At 66.7% G+C, this 23211-nt stretch carries 24 protein-coding genes; 3 read left to right on the forward strand and 21 right to left on the reverse strand.

Features of this window, described 5'->3' with window-relative positions; translation table 11 throughout:
- The 15 genes from VGD93_RS07075 to hutI form a co-directional block, all read right to left on the reverse strand.
- Positions 1 to 510, reverse strand: a 510-nt coding sequence (locus tag VGD93_RS07075) for a TRAP transporter large permease subunit (protein WP_395010586.1), incomplete at its 3' end; no start/stop codon positions are given.
- Between the two features lie 6 nt (positions 511 to 516).
- Positions 517 to 1017 (reverse strand): TRAP transporter small permease, encoded by a 501-nt coding sequence (locus VGD93_RS07080; RefSeq protein ID WP_395010588.1) that lies wholly within the window; start codon positions 1015 to 1017, stop codon positions 517 to 519.
- 58 nt (positions 1018 to 1075) lie between these two features.
- On the reverse strand, positions 1076 to 2092 hold the full coding sequence (locus VGD93_RS07085) for a TRAP transporter substrate-binding protein (RefSeq protein ID WP_395010590.1): 1017 nt from the start codon (positions 2090 to 2092) through the stop codon (positions 1076 to 1078).
- Positions 2093 to 2496: 404 nt separating this feature from the next.
- Entirely contained in the window at positions 2497 to 4188 is a 1692-nt protein-coding gene (locus VGD93_RS07090) for an FAD-dependent oxidoreductase (RefSeq protein WP_395010592.1), read from the reverse strand.
- A 164-nt stretch (positions 4189 to 4352) separates the two neighbouring features.
- A complete protein-coding gene (locus tag VGD93_RS07095; protein WP_395010594.1) occupies positions 4353 to 4922 on the reverse strand; it encodes a hypothetical protein in 570 nt (189 codons plus the stop codon).
- The gene (locus VGD93_RS07100) at positions 4922 to 5398 is read right to left on the reverse strand and encodes a hypothetical protein (RefSeq protein WP_395010596.1); all 477 of its coding nucleotides are present in this window, start codon (positions 5396 to 5398) and stop codon (positions 4922 to 4924) included. Before VGD93_RS07100 ends, VGD93_RS07095 begins: the two co-directional genes overlap by 1 nt.
- 50 nt (positions 5399 to 5448) lie before the next feature.
- Positions 5449 to 6264 carry an ABC transporter permease gene (locus tag VGD93_RS07105; protein ID WP_395010598.1) on the reverse strand — a complete coding sequence of 272 codons (816 nt, stop codon included), beginning with the start codon at positions 6262 to 6264 and terminating at the stop codon, positions 5449 to 5451.
- Positions 6261 to 7103, reverse strand: coding sequence for an ABC transporter permease (locus VGD93_RS07110; protein WP_395010600.1), 843 nt, complete (start codon positions 7101 to 7103; stop codon positions 6261 to 6263). Before VGD93_RS07110 ends, VGD93_RS07105 begins: the two co-directional genes overlap by 4 nt.
- Positions 7104 to 7180: 77 nt before the next feature.
- Positions 7181 to 8254 (reverse strand): ABC transporter ATP-binding protein, encoded by a 1074-nt coding sequence (locus tag VGD93_RS07115; RefSeq protein WP_395010602.1) that lies wholly within the window; start codon positions 8252 to 8254, stop codon positions 7181 to 7183.
- Between the two features lie 135 nt (positions 8255 to 8389).
- Positions 8390 to 9415, reverse strand: a complete 1026-nt coding sequence (locus VGD93_RS07120; RefSeq protein WP_395010604.1) for an extracellular solute-binding protein — start codon at positions 9413 to 9415, stop codon at positions 8390 to 8392.
- A gap of 197 nt (positions 9416 to 9612) precedes the next feature.
- Positions 9613 to 10158, reverse strand: coding sequence for a HutD family protein (locus tag VGD93_RS07125; protein ID WP_395010606.1), 546 nt, complete (start codon positions 10156 to 10158; stop codon positions 9613 to 9615).
- Positions 10158 to 11834 carry a urocanate hydratase gene (gene hutU / locus VGD93_RS07130; RefSeq protein ID WP_395010608.1) on the reverse strand — a complete coding sequence of 559 codons (1677 nt, stop codon included), beginning with the start codon at positions 11832 to 11834 and terminating at the stop codon, positions 10158 to 10160. Before hutU ends, VGD93_RS07125 begins: the two co-directional genes overlap by 1 nt.
- Positions 11831 to 12655, reverse strand: a complete 825-nt coding sequence (hutG, locus tag VGD93_RS07135; RefSeq protein WP_395010610.1) for an N-formylglutamate deformylase — start codon at positions 12653 to 12655, stop codon at positions 11831 to 11833. The genes hutU and hutG overlap by 4 nt, the downstream gene beginning before the upstream one ends.
- Positions 12656 to 12658: 3 nt before the next feature.
- A complete protein-coding gene (gene hutH, locus VGD93_RS07140) occupies positions 12659 to 14191 on the reverse strand; it encodes a histidine ammonia-lyase (RefSeq protein WP_395010612.1) in 1533 nt (510 codons plus the stop codon).
- Positions 14192 to 14219: 28 nt separating this feature from the next.
- Positions 14220 to 15437 carry an imidazolonepropionase gene (gene hutI, locus VGD93_RS07145; RefSeq protein WP_395010614.1) on the reverse strand — a complete coding sequence of 406 codons (1218 nt, stop codon included), beginning with the start codon at positions 15435 to 15437 and terminating at the stop codon, positions 14220 to 14222.
- Between the two features lie 79 nt (positions 15438 to 15516).
- On the opposite strand from hutI, the gene VGD93_RS07150 reads away from it, so the two are divergent.
- Both VGD93_RS07150 and hutC read left to right on the forward strand, forming a co-directional pair.
- The gene (locus tag VGD93_RS07150) at positions 15517 to 16863 is read left to right on the forward strand and encodes a formimidoylglutamate deiminase (RefSeq protein WP_395010616.1); all 1347 of its coding nucleotides are present in this window, start codon (positions 15517 to 15519) and stop codon (positions 16861 to 16863) included.
- Between the two features lie 51 nt (positions 16864 to 16914).
- Positions 16915 to 17673 carry a histidine utilization repressor gene (gene hutC / locus VGD93_RS07155; RefSeq protein ID WP_395010618.1) on the forward strand — a complete coding sequence of 253 codons (759 nt, stop codon included), beginning with the start codon at positions 16915 to 16917 and terminating at the stop codon, positions 17671 to 17673.
- Positions 17674 to 17713: 40 nt separating this feature from the next.
- Here hutC and VGD93_RS07160 read toward each other — a convergent pair whose 3' ends face one another.
- Positions 17714 to 18547, reverse strand: a complete 834-nt coding sequence (locus tag VGD93_RS07160) for an SDR family NAD(P)-dependent oxidoreductase (RefSeq protein ID WP_395010620.1) — start codon at positions 18545 to 18547, stop codon at positions 17714 to 17716.
- A gap of 130 nt (positions 18548 to 18677) precedes the next feature.
- Between VGD93_RS07160 and VGD93_RS07165 the strand changes: the two genes are divergently transcribed.
- On the forward strand, positions 18678 to 18872 hold the full coding sequence (locus VGD93_RS07165) for a hypothetical protein (protein ID WP_395010622.1): 195 nt from the start codon (positions 18678 to 18680) through the stop codon (positions 18870 to 18872).
- A 69-nt stretch (positions 18873 to 18941) separates the two neighbouring features.
- Here VGD93_RS07165 and VGD93_RS07170 read toward each other — a convergent pair whose 3' ends face one another.
- The 5 genes from VGD93_RS07170 to VGD93_RS07190 form a co-directional block, all read right to left on the reverse strand.
- Complete coding sequence (locus VGD93_RS07170) at positions 18942 to 19766, reverse strand: SMP-30/gluconolactonase/LRE family protein (protein WP_395010624.1); 825 nt, start codon at positions 19764 to 19766, stop codon at positions 18942 to 18944.
- Positions 19767 to 19788: 22 nt separating this feature from the next.
- Positions 19789 to 20805 carry a hypothetical protein gene (locus VGD93_RS07175; RefSeq protein WP_395010626.1) on the reverse strand — a complete coding sequence of 339 codons (1017 nt, stop codon included), beginning with the start codon at positions 20803 to 20805 and terminating at the stop codon, positions 19789 to 19791.
- Positions 20802 to 21608 (reverse strand): enoyl-CoA hydratase/isomerase family protein, encoded by an 807-nt coding sequence (locus tag VGD93_RS07180; RefSeq protein ID WP_395010628.1) that lies wholly within the window; start codon positions 21606 to 21608, stop codon positions 20802 to 20804. The genes VGD93_RS07175 and VGD93_RS07180 overlap by 4 nt, the downstream gene beginning before the upstream one ends.
- A gap of 4 nt (positions 21609 to 21612) precedes the next feature.
- A complete protein-coding gene (locus tag VGD93_RS07185) occupies positions 21613 to 22818 on the reverse strand; it encodes a CaiB/BaiF CoA transferase family protein (protein WP_395010630.1) in 1206 nt (401 codons plus the stop codon).
- Positions 22819 to 22836: 18 nt separating this feature from the next.
- The coding region (locus VGD93_RS07190; RefSeq protein WP_395010632.1) for an SDR family NAD(P)-dependent oxidoreductase at positions 22837 to 23211 on the reverse strand (375 nt) is incomplete at its 5' end.

Raw genomic sequence — 23211 nt, forward strand, 5'->3', positions numbered from 1 at the left:
CGCGGCGACGGACGTGCCGGTCAGCCAGGCGTAGATGATCAGCGTGATCGAGGGCGGAATGAGCAGCGCCACCTCGGCCGAGGAGATCAGCAGTCCGAGCGAGAACTTCTCGCTGTACCCCCCCGCCTTCATCTCGGGGTACAGGATGCGGCCAAGCGCAGCCACGGTGGCTGGGGCCGAGCCCGACACCGCGCCGAAGGCCACGGCAGCCCCGACCGTCGTGTGCCCGAGACCACCGGCACGATGGCCAAGGAAGGCCTTGACAACGTCGGTCAGATGCCGGGCGATGTGACCGCGCGACATGATCTCGGCGGCGAAGATGAAGAACGGGATTGCCAGCAGCGTGGTGACGTTGATGCCGCCCACCATTCTCTGGCCGAAGATCACGTCGGGCAGTTGGGCGAAGAAGATTTCCTTGGAAAGGATCCCCGGCAGCCCGAGGACCAGAAACATCTCGAAACCGAGGAACAACAGCGCCAGTGCGCCAACGAAGATCCCGAAAGCAATCATTGTGGCTCAGCCTTCGTGCGGGGAGTTCGACCAGCGGTCGATGAGGCCGAACAGGCTCAGGGCATAGCGAAACGCCAGAAGCGCAAAGCCGGCGGGGAGCGCCAGATAGAGATAGCCCGTGGAGAGGCCCAGGGTGGGACTGCGCTGGCCGGTGCCCACGACCATCCACGTGATTTCAAGGCCAACCCAGAGGATATAGAGGGAAAACGCCAAGCCGGTCAGATCGATGAGTTTGCGCATGACACCGCGCAGCCGCTCGGGGAATTTCTCCATGTAGCTGGTCATGGCAATCTGCCGGCCCTGCGCCAGCGCCGCGCCCAGGGCGAGGAACACCGCCCAGATGAGCAGATAGCGCGTCGCCTCGTCGATCCAGGCAACATCGCGGGCATAGGCGGGCAACAATTCTCGCACGAGGATCGCAAGCGAATAGAGCCCGACCATCAGCAACATCAGGACGGCAAGGACGCTGCGTTCCACAACGTCCAGGACGCGCAGGAAAGCGGTCATGTCAGAGGTCCTTCGATGAAGGTGACGGGCCGGTGCCAAGCCCCGGCCCGCCAACGGCCTAGTTGCCGACGATACGGGCGTATTCGCTCTCGTAGACGGCCACGATGGCCTCACCGGCAGCCCCCGCCTGGGCAATGTAGGCGTCACGGGCCGGACCGTACATCGCCTCGCGGAACGCGGCACGGCCAGCGTCGTCAAGCGTCTTGATGTCGATGCCGCTCTCGGTCGCCACCTTCAGCGCGGTCTCCTGGGCGGCTTCCTTCAGGGCCTCGACCTTCGGGCGGACTTCCTCGAACGCCGCGACGATCACGGCGCGGTGCTCCTCGGGCAGCGACTGCCACCAGGCCGGATTGAACAAGACGACGTCTTCGTTGGCGCCGTGCTCGGAAACCAGCAGGTGCTTCTGCACTTCGTGGAACTTCATCGTCACGATGGTGTCGAGGGCATTTTCCTGCCCGTCGATGACGCCGGTCTGCAGCGCCGTGTAGAGTTCACCGAATGGCAGCGCGATCGCCGAGGCACCCACGGCATTGAACTGCTCGATCAGGACCTTCGAATCCATCACCCGGAAGCGCTGGCCGGAGAAGGCCCCGACATTGTCGATCGGGGAAACGGAGGTCATGTCCTTGCGGCCGTTCGGCCACAGGGCGATGGCGGTGAAGCCGAGCGGCGCGAAGCTGTCGAGCACGGCCTGCCCAAAGGCGCCGTTGCGCAAGGCCGCGGACTGTTCCCGGTCGGCGGGATACAGATACGGCACGTCAAGGATCGAGACAGCGGGGTTGAAGCCGGCCAGGAAGGCGGCCGGCGACACGGTGCCCTCGAGCACCCCAAGCTGCACGCCTTCGTTCATCTCGCGGGCCTGACCGAGCTGGCCGGCCGGGAACAGCTGGAACTCGACCGCGCCTCCAGTGCGCTCCTTGACCAGGTCGGCGACCATGACCAGGCCCTTGTGCCGCGGCTGCTGGTCGGATTCGAGATGCCCGATGCGGGCGGTGAACTGCTGGGCTACGACCGGCATCACGGTCGCAAGGATGCCCACGCTGGCTGCCGCGGCGAAAATCAAGCGCAATTTCATAGAACGTTCCTCCTGAGTGAGGTCTGTGAGCCACCTCATCCCGCAATGAAAGCGGCTTGCGAGGCCACAAGTCAAGTCAAATCCAAAAAATTAGACACCATGTAGACCCCTGCTTTGCCGACCCGAAGGCCGCGAAACGGGGCTTTCTCACCGATTCTCATTCCTGACTCGGTCAAATTGCAGCCATCTCGTCTCAGATTTTGCCTACCTGCCGACGCTGCGGGGACGGTCGGCGGACCCGGGATGGGAATCCTGCTTCCCTCACAGGGGCACTGGCGATCGCCGCTGCCGCCGCGTCAACCGAGCGCCTCGGGCCCCTCCTTGCCGTCGTGCCGGCACCCGTGCGCACCCTCACGACGGCGATTCGCTTCGGACATCGAGAGCCGGTACGGCTGTGGCCTGGGCTATCCGGCGCGACCCTCACGCCTTCCGGGGTCGGCGCGGTCGGGCGCGGCGAGCAGGGACTGCCCGCACACATAGCCCCAAGTCATGTTGGGCCCGATGGTGGTTCCGGCCCCCACCGCCCAGGTGCCGATCGGGTTGGCCATGGCCACGCCGGCGCAATAGAGGCCGTCGATGACGCTGCCGTCGGGACGCAGCACCCGCCCCGCCGCGTCGGTGCGCGGACCGCCCTTGGTGGAAACGACCGTGCGGTTGAACGGCATGGCGATGAAGGGCGGGCGGGTGATCGCCTGCAGCCGCTGCGTGCGCCGCCCGCCGATGCTGATGGCGCGCGCCCCGACCCGTTCGCGGTGGAAATCGGCGTCGACCTGACTGGCGCAGAAGCCATTGAAGCGCTCGACCGTGGCAAGTAGGGCCGCATCGGGAACGTCGATCAGGGCAGCAAGCTCAGCCAGTGTCGGCGCCTTGACCATCCAGCCCGGATTGCGGGCCGCAATGCGCCGCACGATGGGCGAGCGGCGCAGGAAGTCGGCATCGCTGATGATCCAGGCCGGCAGGTGCAGCGGCAGCCCGGTTGCCGGGTCGCGGGTGTCGAGGACTTCGCCAATGTTGAAGCGATACTCGTTGACGAAACGACGCCCGTTGCGGTCGACCGCGATCGCATTGGCCTCCTGGTGGAAGGAATGGCTGATGCCGAATGGATGCGCGCCTGCCCGGAACGGCATGCCGGCCGTGATATTGGCCTGATCCATGTGTGCGAGCCGGGCGCCCGCCGCGCTGGCGATGCGGTGCGCATCGCCGTCATTGCCGGGGGGGCTGGCGACGAAATCGCGCGGGCCGGGGAAATGCCGATCGAGCCGCTCGGCGTCCCATTCGAAGCCGCCCGAAGCGAGCACGACGCCCCGCCGCGCGTAGATGCCGCGGATACGGCCGTGCTGCTCGACGAAAAGGCCGTGCACGCTGCCGTCGATCAGGATCGGTGCGACGGCCCGCGCCCCGAGTTCGAAGCGGCAACCGTGGTCGAGACAGCCCTTGAGCAGGCCGACGACGAGGGCCGTGCCCATGCCGCGCGCTCCGATCAGCCAGCGCCACACGAGGCGAGGCAGCGCCAACAATCCGGCCCGCAGAGGATGGTGGTGCGGATCGAGGGACAGCGCCTCCTGGTAGGTGAAGACATGCGGCAGCGTCGGCCTGCGCAGCCGCCGCGCCAGGGGGCCAGCCAGGCGTTTCCGCAACACGCGCGGCGACAGCATGCGGCCGCGGATCACTCCTCCCGACACGTCGGGATAGGCGTCAGGCTGGTTGGTGAGCGCGAAGCGCAGCGGCGTCGTTCGCTCGAGGAAGGCCAGCATTTGCGGCGCCTCGCGCACGAAACGCTGCCACAGGGCCTCCTCGCTATCCCGCCAGCTCTCGGGAGCGACGTTGCGGATATAGGCGAAGGCGGCCTCCGGACTGTCCGTGAGGCCGGCGGCAGCGGCGTGGTGATTGGCGGGGATCCAGGTCCCGGCGGCGGAGATGGCGGTCGTGCCGCCAACCTCTTGGGCGCGCTCGACGACGAGGGTCGACAGGCCCGCGGCGGCCGTGCACAGCGCCGCGACGAGGCCGGCCGACCCCGAGCCCACGACGAGGACGTCGCAGATTTCGTCGGTAGCGGGAGCGGCGGCAGGGGCGGATGGTGCGGCTAGGTTAGACATGGCACGGCGATGGGCCCGGGGAGGATGGCGTCGTGCCCGATCGCCGTGCCGGGGCGGGCGTGGGCTGGCGCCGCACGCCCGCAAGCCGGTAAGGCCGGGCTTGCTGGCCGCGCCGACCGGGGCCGGCCCCGAGGGGCCGGCCGCCGGCCGACGACTGGCCGGTCCTAGCTCGGCAGGACGTCGGCCGGCAGTTCACCCTTGGCGATCAGCTCGCGCGTCTGTGCTTCCGTCTTGCGCGGGAAAGCATCACCGAGTTCCCAGGGGAACACGAGGAAGAACCAGCGGTTGAGCCGGTGCGTATAGTTGAACCAGCTCCACATCAGGTCGTTGAACTCGTCCTTTGTCGTAATGGTGTCGAACGCCTCGATGATGTCCTCGCAGAACTGCGACAGTTTCGGCAGGTTCATCCACGGTGCAGGGCACTCGGGTGGCGACACGTCGCCCATCAGGTGCAGCATGTGGGCATTGACGTAGATCCACATTTTCTTGCAGTGCTCCACCGACATGTCGGGGTCGGCGATGGCGCGCTGCATGGCCGGGTGCGCCGTCCACCAGCTCATGGCCTGCGTATCGGCCACCTGGAACACGAGGTTGGACAGATACTGCCCGGCGGTGCCCGCCCCGCTCGGGAAGACCCCGAGCCGCGACATCTTCACCTCCACCGGCTCGTCCCACATGATGCGGTCGAGATCCGCCTCGATCGCGTCCTTCACTTCCTTCCAATGCTTGGCCATTACAGATTCTCCTCGCGGGTCGCCGTGATGATGATGAGCTTGTGCGTGCGGTACTGCGCGTTCCACACGTGGCGGCCGGCCTCGTAGAAGGCCGCAAGATGCGCCTCCGGCACGCGCGCGAAAACGGGGCCCTTGGCCGGCAACGGTTCCGTATTGTCGGCGCCGTAGGCGAAGGAGAACTGCAGCCCGCCGGGATAGCACAGCGAACCGGGTTCGAGATCGCACAGGAACAGCGGGCGGCCGGTCTTGCCCATGCGCGGGGTAGCCTGCGAGCCGAGCGGGACCGGGTGGCGCGGTGGGCGCGCCTGGGCGCTGTAGAAATCGCCCGTGGAAGTGGTGTGCCAGGGCCACATCTTCCACGGCGTGGCGAGCGCCTCCCAGACCTCGCGGCAAACCTCGGGCTCGATGTCTTCGAGCAGCAGGGCCGGCACCTTCTTGGAAAAGCCTTCCCACTCAAAGACGATACCTTTCGACATAGTTCTACTCCTGTGCGGTTGATGGGCTGCTGGTTGCAGGGTTGCGGTATTCAGCGGCGATCGCGCCGGGTCATCACGGTCCGCAGCCCGGCAATGCGATCGATCGCGACAATGGCGAGGAACGACAGCAGGATTACGGAGCTGACCACGGCGGCGCTGATGGCGTCGTACTGGAACTGGATGTGGCTGTAGATCTGGATCGGCAGGGGCGTCCAACCCGGGCTGGCGAGGAAGATGGAGATGGCAAAGTCGTTCCAGGAAATGATGAAGCAGATCATCATGCTGGCGATGAAGCCGGTCTTGAGGATCGGCAGCGACACCGACACGAAGGCGCGGAAGGCGGAGGCGCCGGCGTTGCGCGCGGCCTCCTCGAGCGAGCGGTCGAAGATGGCAAGGCTGGCCGTCAGGATGCGCACCGCGAACGGGATGACCATCATGACGTGGCCGACGAGCAGTGTCACGAAGCCGCCCCCCCAGCCGATACGCACCAGGAACACATAAAGGGCAAGGCCGAGGATGGTGGTGGGGATGAGCAGCGGCGACATGACGAACAGGTTGAGCGCCGCCTTGCCCGGGAAATCATAACGCACCAGGGCGAGCGCCATCGGGAAGGCGAGAGCGTTGGCCACGGCGGCCGCCGCCACGCCGAGCAGGAAGCTGACGAGGATGCCCCGCTTGAACTCGTCCATGTCCCAGGCCTGGGCATACCAATCGAGAGTGAAGCCTTGCGGCGGCAACAGGAAACCCGAGCTGTTGAACGACACCAGGATGGTCACGGCGATCGGAAAGAAGAGGAAGAACAGGATCGCGAAAGTGACCGCGGTAAGCGTGAGGCGGCGCCAGTTGGGCATGGATGCGGTGCTCATACGCCGAGCCTCCATAGGAAGAAGCGCTGCATCAGGCGGGCATAGGTCACGAGGATCGCGGCGCTGGTCGCGACCATGATCACGGAGATGGCGGCGGCGAACGGCATGTTGCTCAGTTGCATGGCCTGTTTGTAGACGACGAGACCGATGAGGTTGGTGTTGGCCGACCCCACCATCAGCGGAATGGCGAAGGCAGAGAAATTGAGGGCGAAGACGATCAGCAGGCCGGCGTTGAGGCCCGGCAGGGTGAGCGGGAAGATCACGCTGCGGAAAATCTGCCAGTCGCTGGCGCCAGCATTCGCGGCGGCTTCCAGCAGCGCCGGCTCGATGCGCTCGAGGTTGTCGAGCAGGGTCATCACCACGTAGGGGATGCCGACATAGACCAGCAGGATGTAGACAGCCGTCATGCTGTACAGGTAGCGCACCGGCTCGGGCGTGAGCCCGATCCACATGGTGAAGCTGTTGAGCAGCCCGCCGCCGCGCAGGATGACGATCCAGCCGAACACGAGGCTGACGAGGCCGATCAGCAGCGGCGCCAACACCAGCGTCTGCAGGATCTGGCGCCAGGCGCCGCGGGCGCGCGCCAGGTAGATCGCCACCGGATAGGACAGTGCGATGGTGATCACCGTCGAGACCACGGCGACGACGACCGAGGTCCACAACACGTTCTGAATGTACCAGACGTCGCCCAGGAAGCGGGCATATTGGTCGAGCACCCAGGCCGGCGTCATGACAGTGCCCTTGACCGTCTCGTAGAAGCTGACGCGGACGATCCAGGCCAGCGGCAGCAGCATGAAGACGACGAGCACCAGGATGCCAGGCGCGATCAGCAGGGTCACCGCGAGGCCCGGGCGGCGCGGCTGCGCGGCTGCGCGTGCACCCGATGGCGCGGAGGGGCCGGTGGCGACGGCGCCCCTCATTTGACCGCCACCAGGTTCTGCGGCGCCACATAGAAACACAGCCGATCCCCGACCCGGGCACGCGCCGGGGCGATGTCGTGCATCTGGATGAGGAGGTCGCGACCCGTATCGGTGCGCGCCGAAATGCGGCGGCTGGCGCCGACATATTCCATGAAATCGACCTGCATCGGATGCGTGTTGAGCCCGCTGGTGCCGGCCGGCCGCAACTCAATCCATTCGGGCCGGATCATCAGGCGCACCGGCCCGTCCTCAGGAACCTGCGCACGCGTCACCTCGAAGGCGAGGCCGTCAGCGCTGCGGAAGCGAGCCCGGCCGTCGCCAGCGTCTTCCACGGTGCCCTCGAAGAAATTGACATTGCCGACGAATTCGGCGGCAAACTGGTTAGGCGGGTGCCGGTACACGTCCTCAGGCGCGGCGAGGCAGACGATGCGGCCCCGGTCCATGACGGCGACGCGGTCGGACATCGACAGCGCTTCCTCCTGGTCGTGCGTGACGTAGATGGTCGTCACGTTGAGCCGTCCCTGCAGTTCCTTGAGCTCCTTGCGCATGTCGATGCGCAGCTTGCGGTCGAGGTTACTTAGCGGCTCGTCCATGAGCAGCACCGAGCGTCCCAGGGCCAGGGCCCGCGCCACGGCGACCCGCTGCTGCTGGCCACCGCTCAATTCGCGCGGGAAGCGCGGTTCGAGGCCGGACAGGTCGGTCATGGCCAGCACCTCGGCGACGCGCCGGTCGATATCGGGGCGGCTCACCCCCTTGAGCTTGAGGCCAAAGCCGATGTTCTCGGCCACCGTCATGTGCGGCCACAGCGCGTAATTCTGGAAGACGAAACTCAGATCCCGCCGATTGGGAGGAAGGTGCGTCACGTCGCGGCCGGCGAGCATGATCCGACCCTCGTCAGGGCGGATGAACCCGGCGATCATTCGCAGCGTCGTCGTCTTGCCGCAGCCGCTCGGGCCGAGGAATGACAGGAACTCTCCAGGGCGCACGGTCAGGTCAAGGTCGTCGACGGCGACGAAGCTGCCGTACCGCTTGGTGACGCCGCTGAGGGAGATGATTGCTTCGTCCAGCATGAACGCACCATCGCTTGTGAAGGAGGCCGCCAGCCCTGCGGCGGGCGTGGAAAAGAGGTGGCATCGAGACGGCGTCGGGCCGGCGCACGTCCCCCTTCCGGGAGACGCAAAGTCCTGCCGGCCCGCGCGCGACGACTACTTCAACATGCGCTGGAAGCGTTCCTGCCAGTCGCTGCGCACTTCGCTGAGCTTGAGGAAGTCGACAACGATCAGGCGATCGAACGCGTCGCCCTGGACGAGCACATCGCGCAGCGCGAAATCCTCGGGCAGGGTTACCGTCCGGTTGGTGGGCGCGTACAGGTTGTTCACCGCGAAGGCCCGTTGCGCCGTTTCGCCGAGAGCGAAGTCGACGAACTTCTGCGCCATCTCCATGTTCTTGGACGTCTTGACGACGCTGAGCGCGGTGATGACCGGGAAGGTCCCTTCCTGCGGGCGCGCGATCTCGATGTGGTCGAGGCCGCGGTCCCACAGGTCCTTGATGCGGCCCGTGGTCAGCGGCCCGATCCAGGCCTCTTCAGCCTCGAACAGCGACACCAGCTGGCTTTCGGCATCCGACTGGACGAAGGCGTTGCCGCCATTGACCAGATCGGCAAGGCGCTGCAGGCCCGGCTCGATATTGTCGAAGCTGCCGCCGTGGGCGGTTGCCTGCTGGTAGGCCAACAGCAGCGCCATCTGGCTCTCGATGGTCCACATGGCAACGCGATTGTGGTACTTCTCGTCCCACAGGTCGTCCCAGCTGTCGGGCGCCTCGGGAATGTACTTGCTGTTGTAGACGATGGCGTAGTCGCCGACGTTCGCCCAGACGATCTGCTTGGAATGCCGGGCATTGTCGTAGAGGTTGGCGAGGTTGGGGATGAGCGTCTCGTCGAGATCGGCCCACAACCCTTCCATTTCGCCGCTAACCGCGTGCAGCATCGGCGCCGTCACCACGTCGACCTCACCGGCGCGGGCGCGCACGATGAAGTCGTTGGAAACACCGACGACCCACTCGATTTTGCAGTTGTACTGCTTCTCGAATTCAGGTGCGATGGATTCGTAGGTCTTCTGGTAGTTTCCACCCCAGGTGGTGACGCGAATGGTACAGTCCTGGGCATAGGCCTCCGCGGCGAGCGCGGTCGTCAGCACAGCCGCCGCTCCCAGCAATTTCACAACAAGTCTCATTCCAGTTTCCTCCTCATTCAGCCGGCGAGAACTCGTCCCCGCAGGACAGGCGTCCTGTCCTTGGTATTGTATAGACATAATGACGCTAGCAGGCACGAAAATCAGTGTCAACCACAAACGGCGCGGCAAGTCGGGTGGTGGTGCCGGGGGTACGGAGCCGCCGGCGGCGAATGCTAGAGCGGCCGGCCGCACCCGCCTCAGGCTGGGAGAATCTCGACCATCCAGGCCCGCTGGAACGGCCGCTCGAACGCCGCCGTTTCGCCGGCAGCGAGCCAGACGACATCCCTGGCGGCCAACACCCTGCCCCCTGCCAGCGTCGCCTCGTCACCCAGGACGACAAGAGTTTCGGCTGTGGCGGCGACACGGGGGCAGGGACCAAGGCGTCTAACGCGGGTGACCGCCGCGCCGCGGCGTACCATGACGTTGAGATCGATGACCGGCGCGAGGACCTCGGCAGCGGCCGGCACGTCGCCCGGAAAGCAGCAGGGGGGCGACGCCGGCGTCAGCAGCGTTTCAGGCTGTCCCTCCACCCGCAGCAGCATGCGTCCGGCGAGCACTGCCAGGGTACGGTGGATCAAGGGGAAAGTCGAAAACGCGCCCGAGACAGGGACCTTCGCCATGCTGACCCGCCAGGTGCAGCCGTCGACAGGGGCGCCCTGCGGATGAACGGCGATCTCGAGCGTCTCGCCGCCCCCGTTCTTCCACGGCATGGCCCGGTGCGTATGGGCCGGCAGCAGGCGCATCAGTTGCCCAGGATCGCCGGCAGGCGCAATTGCTGTTCGCGGGCGCAGGCCAGGGCGTCTTCATAGCCGGCGTCGGCATGCCGCATGACGCCGGTCGCCGGATCGTTCCACAGGACGCGCGCGATGCGCCGCGCCGCCGCCTCCGTGCCGTCGACGCAGATGACCATGCCGGCGTGCTGCGAATAGCCCATGCCCACGCCGCCGCCGTGATGCAGGGACACCCAGGTCGCCCCGCTGGCACAGTTGAGCAGAGCGTTCAACAGCGGCCAGTCGGAAACGGCGTCGGAGCCGTCGCGCATGGCCTCGGTTTCGCGGTTCGGCGAAGCGACCGAACCGGAATCGAGATGGTCCCGCCCGATCACCACCGGCGCCTTGAGCTCGCCCTTCGCCACCATCTCGTTGAACGCCAGACCGAGCCGGTGCCGCTCACCGAGGCCTACCCAGCAGATGCGCGCCGGCAGGCCCTGAAAGCTGATGCGGTCGCGGGCCATGTCCAGCCAGCGATGCAGATGCGGGTTGTCCGGGATCAGGTCCTTGACCTTTTCGTCGGTGCGATAGATGTCCTGTGGGTCGCCTGACAATGCGGCCCAGCGAAACGGCCCGATGCCGCGGCAGAACAGCGGCCGGATGTAGGCAGGAACAAAGCCCGGGAACGCGAAGGCGTCCTCTAAACCCTCGTCCTTCGCCACCTGGCGGATATTATTGCCGTAGTCGAAGGTCGGCACGCCCATGCGCCACCATGCCACCATGGCCTCGACATGCTCCCGGATCGAAGCGCTGGCCGCCCGGACCACATCCTGCGGGTCGACTGCGCGGCGCTCGCTCCATTCCGAGAGAGTCCAACCTTTGGGCAGGTAGCCGTTCAGCGGATCGTGCGCCGAGGTCTGGTCGGTGACGAGGTCGGGCCGAACGCCGCGCCGTACCATCTCCGGCAGGACCTGTGCAGCGTTGCCCAGCAGGCCCACCGATTTGGCCTCGCCCGTCTTGGTCCAGCGCGCAATCAGCTCGAGGGCTTCATCGAGGCTCTCGGTGCGCGCATCGAGGTAGCGGGTGCGCATGCGGAAATCGATGGAATCGGGGTTGCATTCGACGGCAAGGCAAGAGGCGCCCGCCATTACCGCCGCCAGCGGCTGGGCGCCGCCCATGCCGCCGAGCCCGCTGGTGAGGAGCCAGCGCCCGCGCAGGTTGCCGGCATAATGCTGGCGGCCGGCCTCGACGATGGTCTCGTAGGTACCCTGCACTATGCCCTGGCTGCCGATATAGATCCACGAGCCCGCGGTCATCTGGCCGTACATCATCAGGCCCTTGCGGTCGAGGGCGTTGAAATGGTCCCATGTCGCCCAGCGCGGCACCAGGTTGGAATTGGCGATGAGCACGCGCGGCGCGTCGGCATGGGTGCGGAACACCCCGACCGGCCTGCCCGACTGCACCAGTAGCGTCTCGTCGTCTTCCAGCGTACGCAGCGTCGCCACGATGCGGTCGAAATCCTGCCAGGTGCGGGCGGCCCGACCGAGGCCGCCATAGACCACCAGCTCGTTTGGGTTTTCCGCTACCTCGGGATCGAGGTTGTTCATCAGCATGCGTAGCGGCGCTTCGGTCAACCAGCTCCTGGCGCTCAGTTCGGTACCATGGGGACTGCGAATGATGCGGGTGTTGTGGCGAGGGTCGATCGTCACGGCACGCTTCCTTCTTGTTTTCGGCTTTGAATCTGCACGGCGATCGCCTCGAGGCGCTCGAGGATGGCCCTGAGGTGCACCCGCAGCCGCCCCGCCCTGTCTTCGTCATAGGCAAAGGGAGCGGCCTCTGCGCGCAGATGCGTCGCTTGGGCCAGTTCCATCTGTACGGCATGGACGCCGGCGCCCGGCTGTCCGTAGTGACGCGTCGTCCAGCCGCCCTTGAAGCGGCCGTTGAGCACATGGTCGTAGCCAGCAGCTGCCGCTGCCACGCCGACAACGGCTCGCTCCAGTTCTGGCGCACATGTACGGCCATCGTTGGTCCCGACGTTGAAGTCGGGCAACCTGCCGGTGAACAGGAACGGGATGCGCGAGCGAATTGAGTGGCAGTCGTACACGACAGCAATGCCGTGCAGCGCCTTGACCCGCTCGATCTCGGCCGCCAGCGCCGCGTGGTAAGGCGCAAAGAAGGTCTCGAGCCTCCAGGTGGTGTCAGCAGCGGTCGGCTCCTCGCCCGGCCGCCAGATCGGCAGCCCGTCGAAGTCGGTCAGCGGCACCAGCCCCGTCGTGTTCTGCCCCGGGTACAGGCTACCCCCGGCAGGATCGCGGTTAGCATCGATGACATAGCGATGAAACGTCGCCCTGACGGTAGTCGCCTGCGGGAGCAGCCCGTCATAGAGGCGCTCGACATGCCAGTCGGTGTCGGCGAGCTCGCGCCCCCGCTCGTTGAGGCGATCGAGAATCGCGGGCGCAATCTCTGTTCCCGTGTGGGGGAACGCCAGGATCACCGGCGAAGTCCCCTTGCGGATTTCGGCAACGGCCATGGCTCAACCCTCGAGGATCGGCAGGATGCCGGGCGAGACGGCGGTTGCCAGCGCCCCCTGGGCCACCAGATCGCGGGCCGCCTCGAGGTCGTCCGCGAGGTAGCGGTCGGTCTCCAGCGTCGGCACCGCCTGGCGCAGCCGCGCGAGCACGCGGGCCAGTTCCGCGCTGGTGGTCAGGGGGGCCCGCATTTCAATTCCCAGCGCGGCGGTGAGCGCCTCGATGCCGATGATGCCGTAGAGGTTTTCGGTCATGGCGAGCAGACGGCGGGCACCATGGCAGGCCATGGAGACGTGATCCTCCTGGTTCGCGGAGGTGGGCGTCGAGTCCACCGAGGCGGGATGCGCCATCTGCTTGTTCTCCGACATCAGCGCCGCCGAGGTGACTTCGGCGATCATCAGCCCGGAGTTGAGGCCGGGCTTCTTGGCGAGGAAAGCCGGCAAGCCGAAGGACAGCGCCGGATCGACGAGCAGCGCGATGCGCCGCTGCGCGATCGCCCCGATCTCGCAAACCGCCAAGGCGATCTGGTCGGCGGCGAGGGCCACCGGCTCGGCATGGAAGTTACCGCCCGAGGCGACCGAGCCGTCCGACAGGATCAGCGGGTTGTCGGTGACGGCATTGGCTTCGATGGCGAGCGTGCGGGCGACGGCGTGCAGCAAGTCGATGCAGGCGCCGGCCACCTGGGGTTGACAGCGAATGCAGTAGGGATCCTGCACGCGCTCATCACCTTCGAGGTGGCTGGCGCGGATGGCCGAACCATCCAGCAGGGTGAGGATGGCCCTGGCTGCAAGCTGCTGCCCGCGATGGCCGCGCAGGAGGTGGATCTCGGGGTGCAGCGGCGTCGTCGAGCCGAGCGCCGCGTCGGTGGACAGCGCCCCGGTCACCAGCGAAGCCGCGGCCGCGCGATGCGCGCGGAACAGCCCAGCGAGGGCGAGCGCGGTGGAGGCCTGGGTGCCGTTGATCATGGCCAGCCCTTCCTTGGCCGCCAGCACCACCGGTTTGAGCCCGGCTCGGGCCAGCGCCTCGCGCCCGGGCAGGCGCTCGCCGCGATAGTCGGCGCGGCCTTCCCCGATCATGACCGCCGTCATGTGCGCCAGCGGGGCGAGGTCGCCGGAAGCGCCGACCGATCCCTTCTCGGGGATCACGGGCAACACCCCCCTCGCCATCATCTGCTCGAGCAGCCGGATCAGCTGGGGGCGCACGCCCGACGCGCCGCGTCCCAGCGAAATGAGCTTGAGCGCCATGATCAGGCGCACGACGTCGTGGGACAGCGGCGCGCCGATTCCGCAGCAGTGCGACAGGATCAGGTTGCGCTGCAGCGTTTCGACATCCCCTGGGGGGATGCGGACCGATGCCAGCTTGCCGAAGCCGGTATTGATGCCGTAGGCCGGCGCGTCGCCTCTGGCGATCTCTGCCATCCGCGCCGCTGAGGCGCTGACACCGGCCTCGAAGCACTGGTCCAAAGCTGCGGGGGTCCCGCACCAGTAGATGTTCTCAAGTTCCGCCAGCGCGACGGATCCGGGACGCAGGGTAATCATTTGCGGTGCTGAGCTCGCTTCATTCTGGTTACAGGTGCCCGCGGCGGATGCGCGAATGCAGGGGGTTGAAGCCGATGCGGTAAACGAGCTCGGCCGGACGATCGATGTCCCAGACGGCGAGGTCCGCCCACTTGCCGGGCTCAAGCGTGCCGACGACGTCGCCCATGCCGAGGGCCCGCGCCGCCTCACGCGTGATCCCGGCGAGGCATTCGGCCACGGTCATGCCGTACAGGGTCGCCGCCATGTTGGCGGCGAGCAGCAGCGAGGTGAGGGGCGAAGTACCCGGGTTGCTGTCGGTGGCGACGGCCATGCGAACCCCGGCCCGCCGGAACTCGGCAATCGGCGGCTTCTGCGTCTCCCGCAGGAAGTAGAACGCTCCGGGCAGCACCACCGCGACGGTGCCGGCCCGGGCCAGGGCGGCGGCGCCGGCGGCGTCGGTGTATTCAAGGTGATCGGCCGACAACGCGCCGTGGGAGGCGGCCAGGGCCGCCCCCTGCGAGTTCGTGAGCTGGTCGGCATGCAACCTGACCGGCAGGCCGGCCCGGCGGGCCGCGTCGAACAGGCGGGAGATTTCCTCCGGGGCGAAGGCGATGTGCTCGCAGAAGCCGTCGACCGCATCGGCAAGACCTTCGGCCACGACGGCGGGCAGGATCCGGTCGATAATCAGGTCGATATAGGCTGACCTGTCGCCGTGCATTTCGGGCGGTACAGCATGGGCGGCCAGCAGCGACGTAGTGACCGTCACGCCGTTGGCTTCGCCGAGCCGGCGGGCCGCGCGCAGCGCCTTGGTTTCGTTGGCAAGGTCAAGGCCGTAGCCGGACTTGATCTCAACCGTGGTGACGCCCTCGGCAGCCAGCGCCTCGAGACGTGGCCGGCTGGCGGCGACGAGCTCGTCTTCGGTGGCCGCGCGCAACGCCCGCACCGAGGACAGGATGCCGCCGCCGGCCCGGGCGATCTGCTCGTAGGTCGCGCCCTCGAGGCGCATCTCGAACTCCTGCGAACGATCGCCGGCGTAGACCAGGTGCGTGTGACAGTCGATCAGGCCCGGCGTGATCCAGCGCCCCTCGCAGTCGAACTGCTCCGCCGCGGCGAAGTCGGAAGGCAGGTCGGCCTCGTTGCCGACGAAGGCGATGCGACCGTCGCGCACGGCGATGGCGCCGCGGGAGATGGTTCCCATGCCTTCCCGCGCGGGGTCGAACGTGGCGAGCGCTGCATTGCGCCATACTGTGGTGGCCGTCGGTGCCATCGGCTTGTCTTTCCCTCTGCGCTGTCATATTGTATATACATAAAATGAGGTCAAGCGGAATCTGCAGGGAACGCAAGCGATGATCGCTATTCACGCCAGCCAGGCACTCCTGCCTTCGGGCTGGGCAAGAAACGTTCGGATCACCGTTTCCGCGGCGGGCCGCATCGCCGAAACGCAGACCGACGTGCCGCCCCGCCCGGGCGACGAGGGCTATTCTGTCGTCATCCCCGGCCTGCCGAACGTGCACAGCCACGCCTTCCAGCGCGCCATGGCCGGCCAGGCGGAGCGGCGCGGGCCGGGCAGTGATTCGTTCTGGAGCTGGCGCGAAGCGATGTATCGCTTCGCCCTCAGCATGACGCCCGCCCAGGTCGAGGCAGTCGCCGCCCAGCTGTATGTCGAAATGCTGGAGGCCGGCTTCACCCGTGTCGCGGAATTCCACTATCTGCACCATGCGCCGGACGGCAGCGCCTACGAGGATGTCGGCGAGATGGCTGCACGCATCGCCGCGGCCGCCCAAACAACCGGCATCGGGCTCACTTTGCTGCCGGTCTTCTACGCACGGTCCGGGTTTGGCGGCGCCCCGCCGCACCCCGGGCAGCGCCGTTTCGTCAGCACGCTGGACGGGTACGCAAGACTGCTCGCACGGTGCGAGGAACTGGCAGCACAGGTGCCGGGCGGGTGCGTCGGCATCGCCCCGCACAGCCTGCGCGCGGTGACCCCCGACGAACTCGACGCCATCGTCGGCCTGTCGGGCACCGCTCCCGTTCACATCCACATTTCCGAACAGAGGCGCGAGGTGCGCGAGTGCCTGGCCTGGAGCGGCCGGCGCCCGGTCGCCTGGCTGCTCGCCAACCAGGCCGTGGATGAACGCTGGTGCCTGATCCACGCGACGCACATGACGCAGGAGGAGGCGCGGGCGGTCGCCGCGAGCGGCGCCGTCGTGGGGCTGTGCCCGCTCACCGAGGCCAATCTGGGCGACGGCACGTTCGCTGCTCCTGCTTTTCTCGCCGAGGGCGGCAGGATCGGCATCGGCACGGATTCGAACATCCTTGTCGGGGTACCGGACGAACTCAGGCAGCTCGAGTACTCCCAGCGGCTGCAGCGGCGCCGGCGCAACGTTATGGCGGCGCCAGGGCAGTCGACGGGCCGGGCGTTATTCGACTGGGCGCTCGCCGGGGGAGCGGCGGCGACGCGTGCCCCGGCAGGTCTGTCGGTCGGTGAACCCGCCGACTTTGTCAGCCTGCGACCCCGGTACGATCTGCCGGTCGCGAGCGACCGCCTGCTCGACGCATGGATATTTGCCGGCGGTGCTGCTATCGACAGCGTCTGGGTGCACGGGCGCCAGCAGGTCTCCGGGGGGCGACACCGGTTGCGACGGCAGGTGCGGCGCGCGTTTGCCGCGTCGATGCACGCTCTCTTGTCCTGACGGGAGGCGTCCGATAAGCCACGACAATGCAATGTTCGTCGGCGGGGGCACATGGCCGTGAGCGTTCCAAAACAAGCCGAGTCCGAGACGACGACAGATCGCCGCCCATCGCTGCACGAACGCATACTCAAGGACGTGGAAGGTCGCATCCTGTCGGGCGAATGGCCGCCGGGACACCGCATCCCCTTCGAGCACGAGTTGACGCTACAATATGGCTGCTCGCGCATGACGGTGAACAAGGCGCTGACCGACCTCGTCAAGCGCGGGCTCATCGAGCGGCGCCGGAAGTCGGGCAGCTACGTGATGTACCCCCATACCCGCTCCGCCGTCCTCGAAATCCGCGACATCAAGTCCGAGGTCGAGGCGCTGGGGCTCGACTATGGCTACGAGTGCCTGATGCGCACGCAGCGCAAGGCGACCGTCAGCGACCGGCTGATCCTGGAATTGCGCAGCACCGATGAGGTGCTCGCCATCCTTGCCCGCCATTCGGCAGGGGGACAGCCATTCTGCCTCGAGGAACGCCTGATCAACCTGTCGGCCGTGCCCGAGGCGGCGGCGGAATCCTTCGCGACGTCGGCGCCCGGCCCCTGGCTGATCGGACGCGTGCCGTGGAGCGCGGCGGAACACAAGATCCGCGCCGTCGTCGCGGACAAGCATACCGCCGGCCTGCTCGGCCTCGGCCTCGGGGCGGCCTGCCTCATCATCGAACGGCGGACGCGGAACAACGGCCGCTACGTCACGCATGTGAAGCTGACCTATTCGGGCGACCGCCACGAACTGGTAGCCGAGTTCGCACCGACGCGCTCCTGACGCCGCCCCACGGAGCAGCACCGGGCCGGCCGCGCGGCGCTCACTCGCCGCCCCAGTACGCTTTGTTCCTGCCCTGGCGCAACGACCCGGTGAGATACCAGGTGTTGAGCCCACCGCCGTCGACGACGATCACCTGGCCGGTGATGTAACCGGCATCCGGCCCCGCCAGGAAGGCGACCGTGCGCGCCACCTCCTTGCGCGTCCCGGCGCGGCGCAGGGGCAGGCGCCGCACCTCCTCGGCCAGCACCGGCTCGCGTTCCTGCCAGTTGCTGTCCGGATCGCGGATCGGTCCGGGACTTACCCCATTGACGCGGATGCCGTACGGCGCCCACTCGATCGAGGCCTGTTCGGTGAGGCTGATGACCGCGGCCTTGCTCGGCCCGTAGGCGCCGTAGCCGGCGTAGTTGCGATGCGCCGAGGCGCCGGCGATATTGATGATGACCCCGCCTGCCTGCCGCGCGATCATGTCTCGCGCAACCGCAGCGCTGCACAGGAAGGCCGAGCGCGTATTGAGCGCGAAGGCGTTGTCCCATTCGTCCGCCGACAACTCGTGCAGGGACTTGCCGATGCCGCCGCCGCCGGCATTGTTGACGAGGATGTCGACACCGCCGAAGCGTTTCACGGTCGCGGCCACCATCTTCTCGACCGAGCCCTCGTCGCGGATGTCGGCCTGCAGCGCCAGGGCCTGCCCGCCCACGGCCTCGACTTCAGCCGCAGTCGCTTCGGCACCGACCAGGTCACGCCCTCCGACGGCGGCAAGCCGCGCCCCTTCGGCCGCGAGTTCGATGCAGATCTGACGACCGATGCCTCGGCTCGCCCCCGTAACAAGCGCGACCTTGCCCGTAAGCCTCCGCTGTTGACCCTCCCCGTGCATCCGAGCTCTCCCAGCAATTGCGCCGTGCCTTGTTTACACCCCAGCGCAGCGTCTGTCTATTTGTATATACAAAATCGTGGAGTGACGCCACGGCAGCGAGCAGTCGCGCGATCCGCGGGCCACGCTTGCGTTGGACAGCATCGAGAGCATCGACGCGGTGGATGCTCAAACCCTGCGCATCAGGCTCACCAAGCCGCCAAAATCGTTCCTGTCGCTGTTGCCGTTTACCAACAGCGCCGCCGTCATCATGCCCGAGGAGACACTGGCCCACCCACTGGTGAAACCGTCGGCACCAGCCCCGCCGACGGGGTCGCCCCCCGTTTGAGTGCGCCAACCATTCCGGCGCAGGTGCAGCGACTTGCGTCGTCACCAACGCGGGGCTCTCGACCGGATATCAGGTGAGGGAAATCTCGGTGATGTGCCACCGACCCAGATTGGCGGTGTACATCTTGTTGCCCTTGAGCGCGATATTGGTGGGATGGGCGATGGTTGTCGCGGCGGGGTCCTCGATCAGGGTCTCCAGTGCATTGCCCGGCTGCAATCGGTAAATCCGGCTGGGCTCGTAGCAGGAGATGTACAGGGTGCCGTCCGGGGCGAACGCGAGACCGTCGGGAACGTTGCTTACCCCGCCGACAACAAGTCGGGGCGCCCCGGCCGAACCGTCACCGTTGATAGGCACGTAGCTCACTTGCGCGCGGTCGCTTTCAACGACATAGAGCCCCTGCCCATCCGGAGCCATGGCCATGCCGTTGGCAAAATCCATCGGCGAACTGCTCCACACACCGCCTTGGCCCGTCTTCAGGTCGTACCGGAAAATGCCCGGGCCGACATTGTTGTTGCCTCGGCTGTCCGACACATAGAGAACGCCGCGCGTCTCGTCGACGACGGGGAAGTTCGGCACGAGGATGCCAGAGCTCGCAAACTTCTCCACGCGGCCAGTGACGGCGTCGTAACGGAACACCGCGGCATGCCGCAGATCGCAGATGAAGCAGTTGCCGCCCGCATCGAAGGCGATGCCCAGCGCAAAGCCCCCAGTCGTTCCCATGCGTTCGACGCGCGATCCGTCGGCGGCGATGCGCAGCAATTCGCCAAGTTCGTTGCCGCACCAGATGGAGCCGTCGGCGTGCACGGCGACGCCCTCCGGGTGGGCGACGCGCGGCTCGCTGAAGATGCCGTCGAAGAAGACGCGCGCGGCGCGCATGGGCAAGATGGTGGACATGGACTTCCTCTCCGGTGACGCGTCAGAGCGCCTCTGCCTCGATACGATAGCGGGTCAGGAAGGTTTCTCCTGCTCTGAAGGTGCGGGCGGTCGGCGTGCCGGACCGTGCGATGGGGTTGTCGGCAAGTGCCGTCCCGGGGCCGAGCCCGAAGGGGGAGCAGATCGGCTCCATGCCCAAGGCGACGTGGCGCCCGTTCCACGGCGCGGCGCTGCGCCCACGGTTGGAATACCACAGCAGCAGGCTCGGGAAATGCTCCTTCTGCCAGGACAGCCGGACCCTGTAGCCTTCAGCGGCATTGGCCAGGGCCACTGATCCGTCGATGCCGTTCAACTGCAGGAGTTCCTCGGTGTCGGCTGCGAGCGGCACCCGGCTCGCATCGCGTGCGCCGCCGTCACGGGACGGCACGACGGCGAGGTCCGAGAAGCGCCGGTCGACTGCGAACAATTCGCGCCCAGGCTCGACATTGCCCGGAAAGGTCCGGCCGTCGTCGAAGCGCGACGGCTCGATCCGCGCTCCGCCGGCGACGGCCGGCAGGCGGAATGTCGGGTGCAGGCCGAGCGGCAGGCGGCAGTTTTCGCGCACAATGATCGTCAGGGCGATATCGACGGCGGGTGCCCGCGGGTCCGGCGTGATGGATCGCTCGAGCCGCCGGACCGCGCTGTCCGCGGGATAGTCGATAGACAGCCTGAGGCTGGTACCGTCGCTTGGCTCCCAACGCCATGGATGGTTGGAGCTGTACCCGTGCACCTCCTCATCCGCCGCCGCGGGTTCCATCGACGCTGCCCAGTCAGGGGGGGAGGCGTCGCCCGGGACCGAGTAGCCGAACGGCACGCAGGGCCATTCGCCACGCAGGCGTTGCAGGATGCCCGGCAGCGACTCCGTACCTGGTTCGCCGGCCCAGGGCGCGACATGCATGGGGCTCACCTGCCGTCCGTCGCCAAGCAGGAAGGTCAATGGAGCCAGCATGGCGGCATGTCTTTGCACGGTGAGCGCGCCGTGCGCCCAGCCCAATCCGCGATAGGCGTCGTTGATCGTCACGGCCGTGCCTCCGACTTGCCCTGCTTCTCGGCGACCCGCGCAGCGCTCCTTGCGGCGAAGGCCTGCACACGCTCTTGCCCGATGTCGCTGCGGTAGAGGCTGCATACCAGCTTCCGTTCCGCCTCGAGGCCGGCTGCAAGATCGCCGTCGAGCGCAAAGGCGGTAAGAGCCTTGAGCCCCTCAACCGCATCGGCGGGCTCGGCAGCGATCGCCTGGGCGAGTTCCATGGCCCGGTCCATCAGCTGACCGGCAGAGACGACTTCGTTGACAAGTCCGCAGGCGACGAGTTCGCGGACCTCAACGATCGCTCCGGTCATCAGCAGGAAATTGGCGCGGTTGCGGCCGAGCTTGGCGACGCTGCGCTGGGTTCCCCCACCGCCTGGAACGAGACCGAGCTTGATTTCCGGCAGGCCGACCTTCGCCCCCTCGGCGGCAAGCACAAGGTCGCAGCACAGGACGAGCTCGAAGCCGCCCCCGAGTGCGAAGCCATTGACGGCCGCGATCACGGGTTTGCGGTTGCCTTCTATGGCCGCATACATGCGTGCTCCATTAGCCTGGAAGACATCGAATTCCTCGCCTGTCTGGGCCGCATACTCCTTGATGTCCGCTCCCGCCATGAAGCCGCGACCCTCCCCGGTGACGACGATGGCGCCGACGCCATCGTCGTGGGAGAGCCGGTCGAAGGCCTCGGTGATCTCTGCCTGCATGAGCCGGTTCATGGCGTTGAGCTGGTCGGCGCGCCGGAAGGTGACGAGGCCTACCCTGCCCTTTGTCTCAACCGTGATCGTCTGATAGTCGGACACGGGCTCAAGCCTCGGCTACGGTCATGTCGCCGCTCTGCTCGAGCGCCGCGATTTCGTTCTCCGAAAACCCAAACTCGGCGAGGATCTCGCGGCCGTGCTGACCCACCAGCGGCGCCGGCCGGTCGATCGTCGCCGGGGTCTCGCTCATCTTGACCGCCGGCGCCACGACCCGGACGGTTCCTCCACGCGGGTGCTGATAGGACGTGATCATGCCCATGTGCGTGACCTGCGGATCTTCCGATGCCTCCCGGATAGAGTTCACACCGGCGCACCAGATGTCGACGGCCAGCAAGCGCTCCAACAGATCCGCCTTGGTATACTTGCGGGTTTCGGCGTTGACCTTCTCCCACACCTCGTCGCGCTTCTCGAAGAGCGTCGCGAGATCGTCGTAGACTGCGAGCTGCGGCGCGTTCAGCGTGTCGTAGAGCGTCTTGAACGGGCTCATGGCGATCGACACATAGCCGCCATCGCTCGTCTCATAGACACCGAACGGCGCCTGCATGCCGGGATGACCGATCCCGGAGTTCGGCCTGACGAAATCCTCACCCAGGTTGAGAACGCCCACATACTCCTGACCCAGGTGTGCCAGCATTCCGGCAAGGAGGTTCACTTCGATCTTCTGACCCTTGCCGGTCTTCTCCCGGTAGTAGAGCGCGGAAAGGATGCCGTAGACCATGTTCATGGCGCCGATCTGATCGGCCAGCCCGGCCCCAGCCGGGATTGGCGGCCCATCACCACGCCCGGTGTTGAAGGAAAGTCCCGACAACCCCTGTATGAGCATGTCCTGACCGGGGCGGTCGACATAGGGTCCGGTTTCGCCGTAGCCCGACCCGGAGCAGTAGATTATCTGCGGATTCACCGCCCTGAAATCTTCGTAGCCGTAACCCAGCTTGGCGAGCACGCCAGGGCGGAAGTTTTGCACGACGATGTCGGCCTGCTTTGCCATTTCCATGATGATGGCGTGGACCCGGCCGCTCTTGAGGTTGAGCGCAATCGACCGCTTGTTGCGGTTCCAGGCCAGGAAGTTGGGGCTCTCGGAGCCGCCGACCCACTTGGCGAAAAACGTCATCGACCGGAACATGTCGCCCGATCCGGCGCGCTCGACCTTGATGACGTTGGCGCCCATGTCGGCGAGTAGCTGCGTGGCGAACGGCCCCTGCAGCAAGTGGCTGAAATCAAGGATGGTGACGCCTTCTAGGGCCTTCTTCATTTTTGGGCAGCTCAGCTGTTAGACGAGATCAGGGACAAAGCGCGGCGCGACGCACAGCCCACCGTCGACCCGCAGGTCGATACCGGTGGTAAAACCCGCGGCGTCGCTCGCCAGGTAGACGGCGGCCTCCGCCACTTCCTCCGGATTTCCGATGCGGCCGATGGGATGCATCTTTACCCAGGCGCGAGCGACGTGATCGCCGAGTTCGGCGATCACCTGCTCGTTCATCGGCGTATTGATGGTACCGGGCGAAATGGAGTTGACGCGCACGTTGTGCGGACCGAACTCGACCGCCATCTGCCGTGTCATCGACATGACAGCGCCCTTGGCCCCAGCATAGGCCGTCCAGCCGTCGAGTCCGATGTGGCCCTGGGCCGAAGCCATGTTGATGAT

The sequence above is a fragment of the Devosia sp. genome, assembly GCF_036406155.1.
In the GTDB taxonomy this organism is placed as follows: domain Bacteria; phylum Pseudomonadota; class Alphaproteobacteria; order Rhizobiales; family Devosiaceae; genus Devosia_A.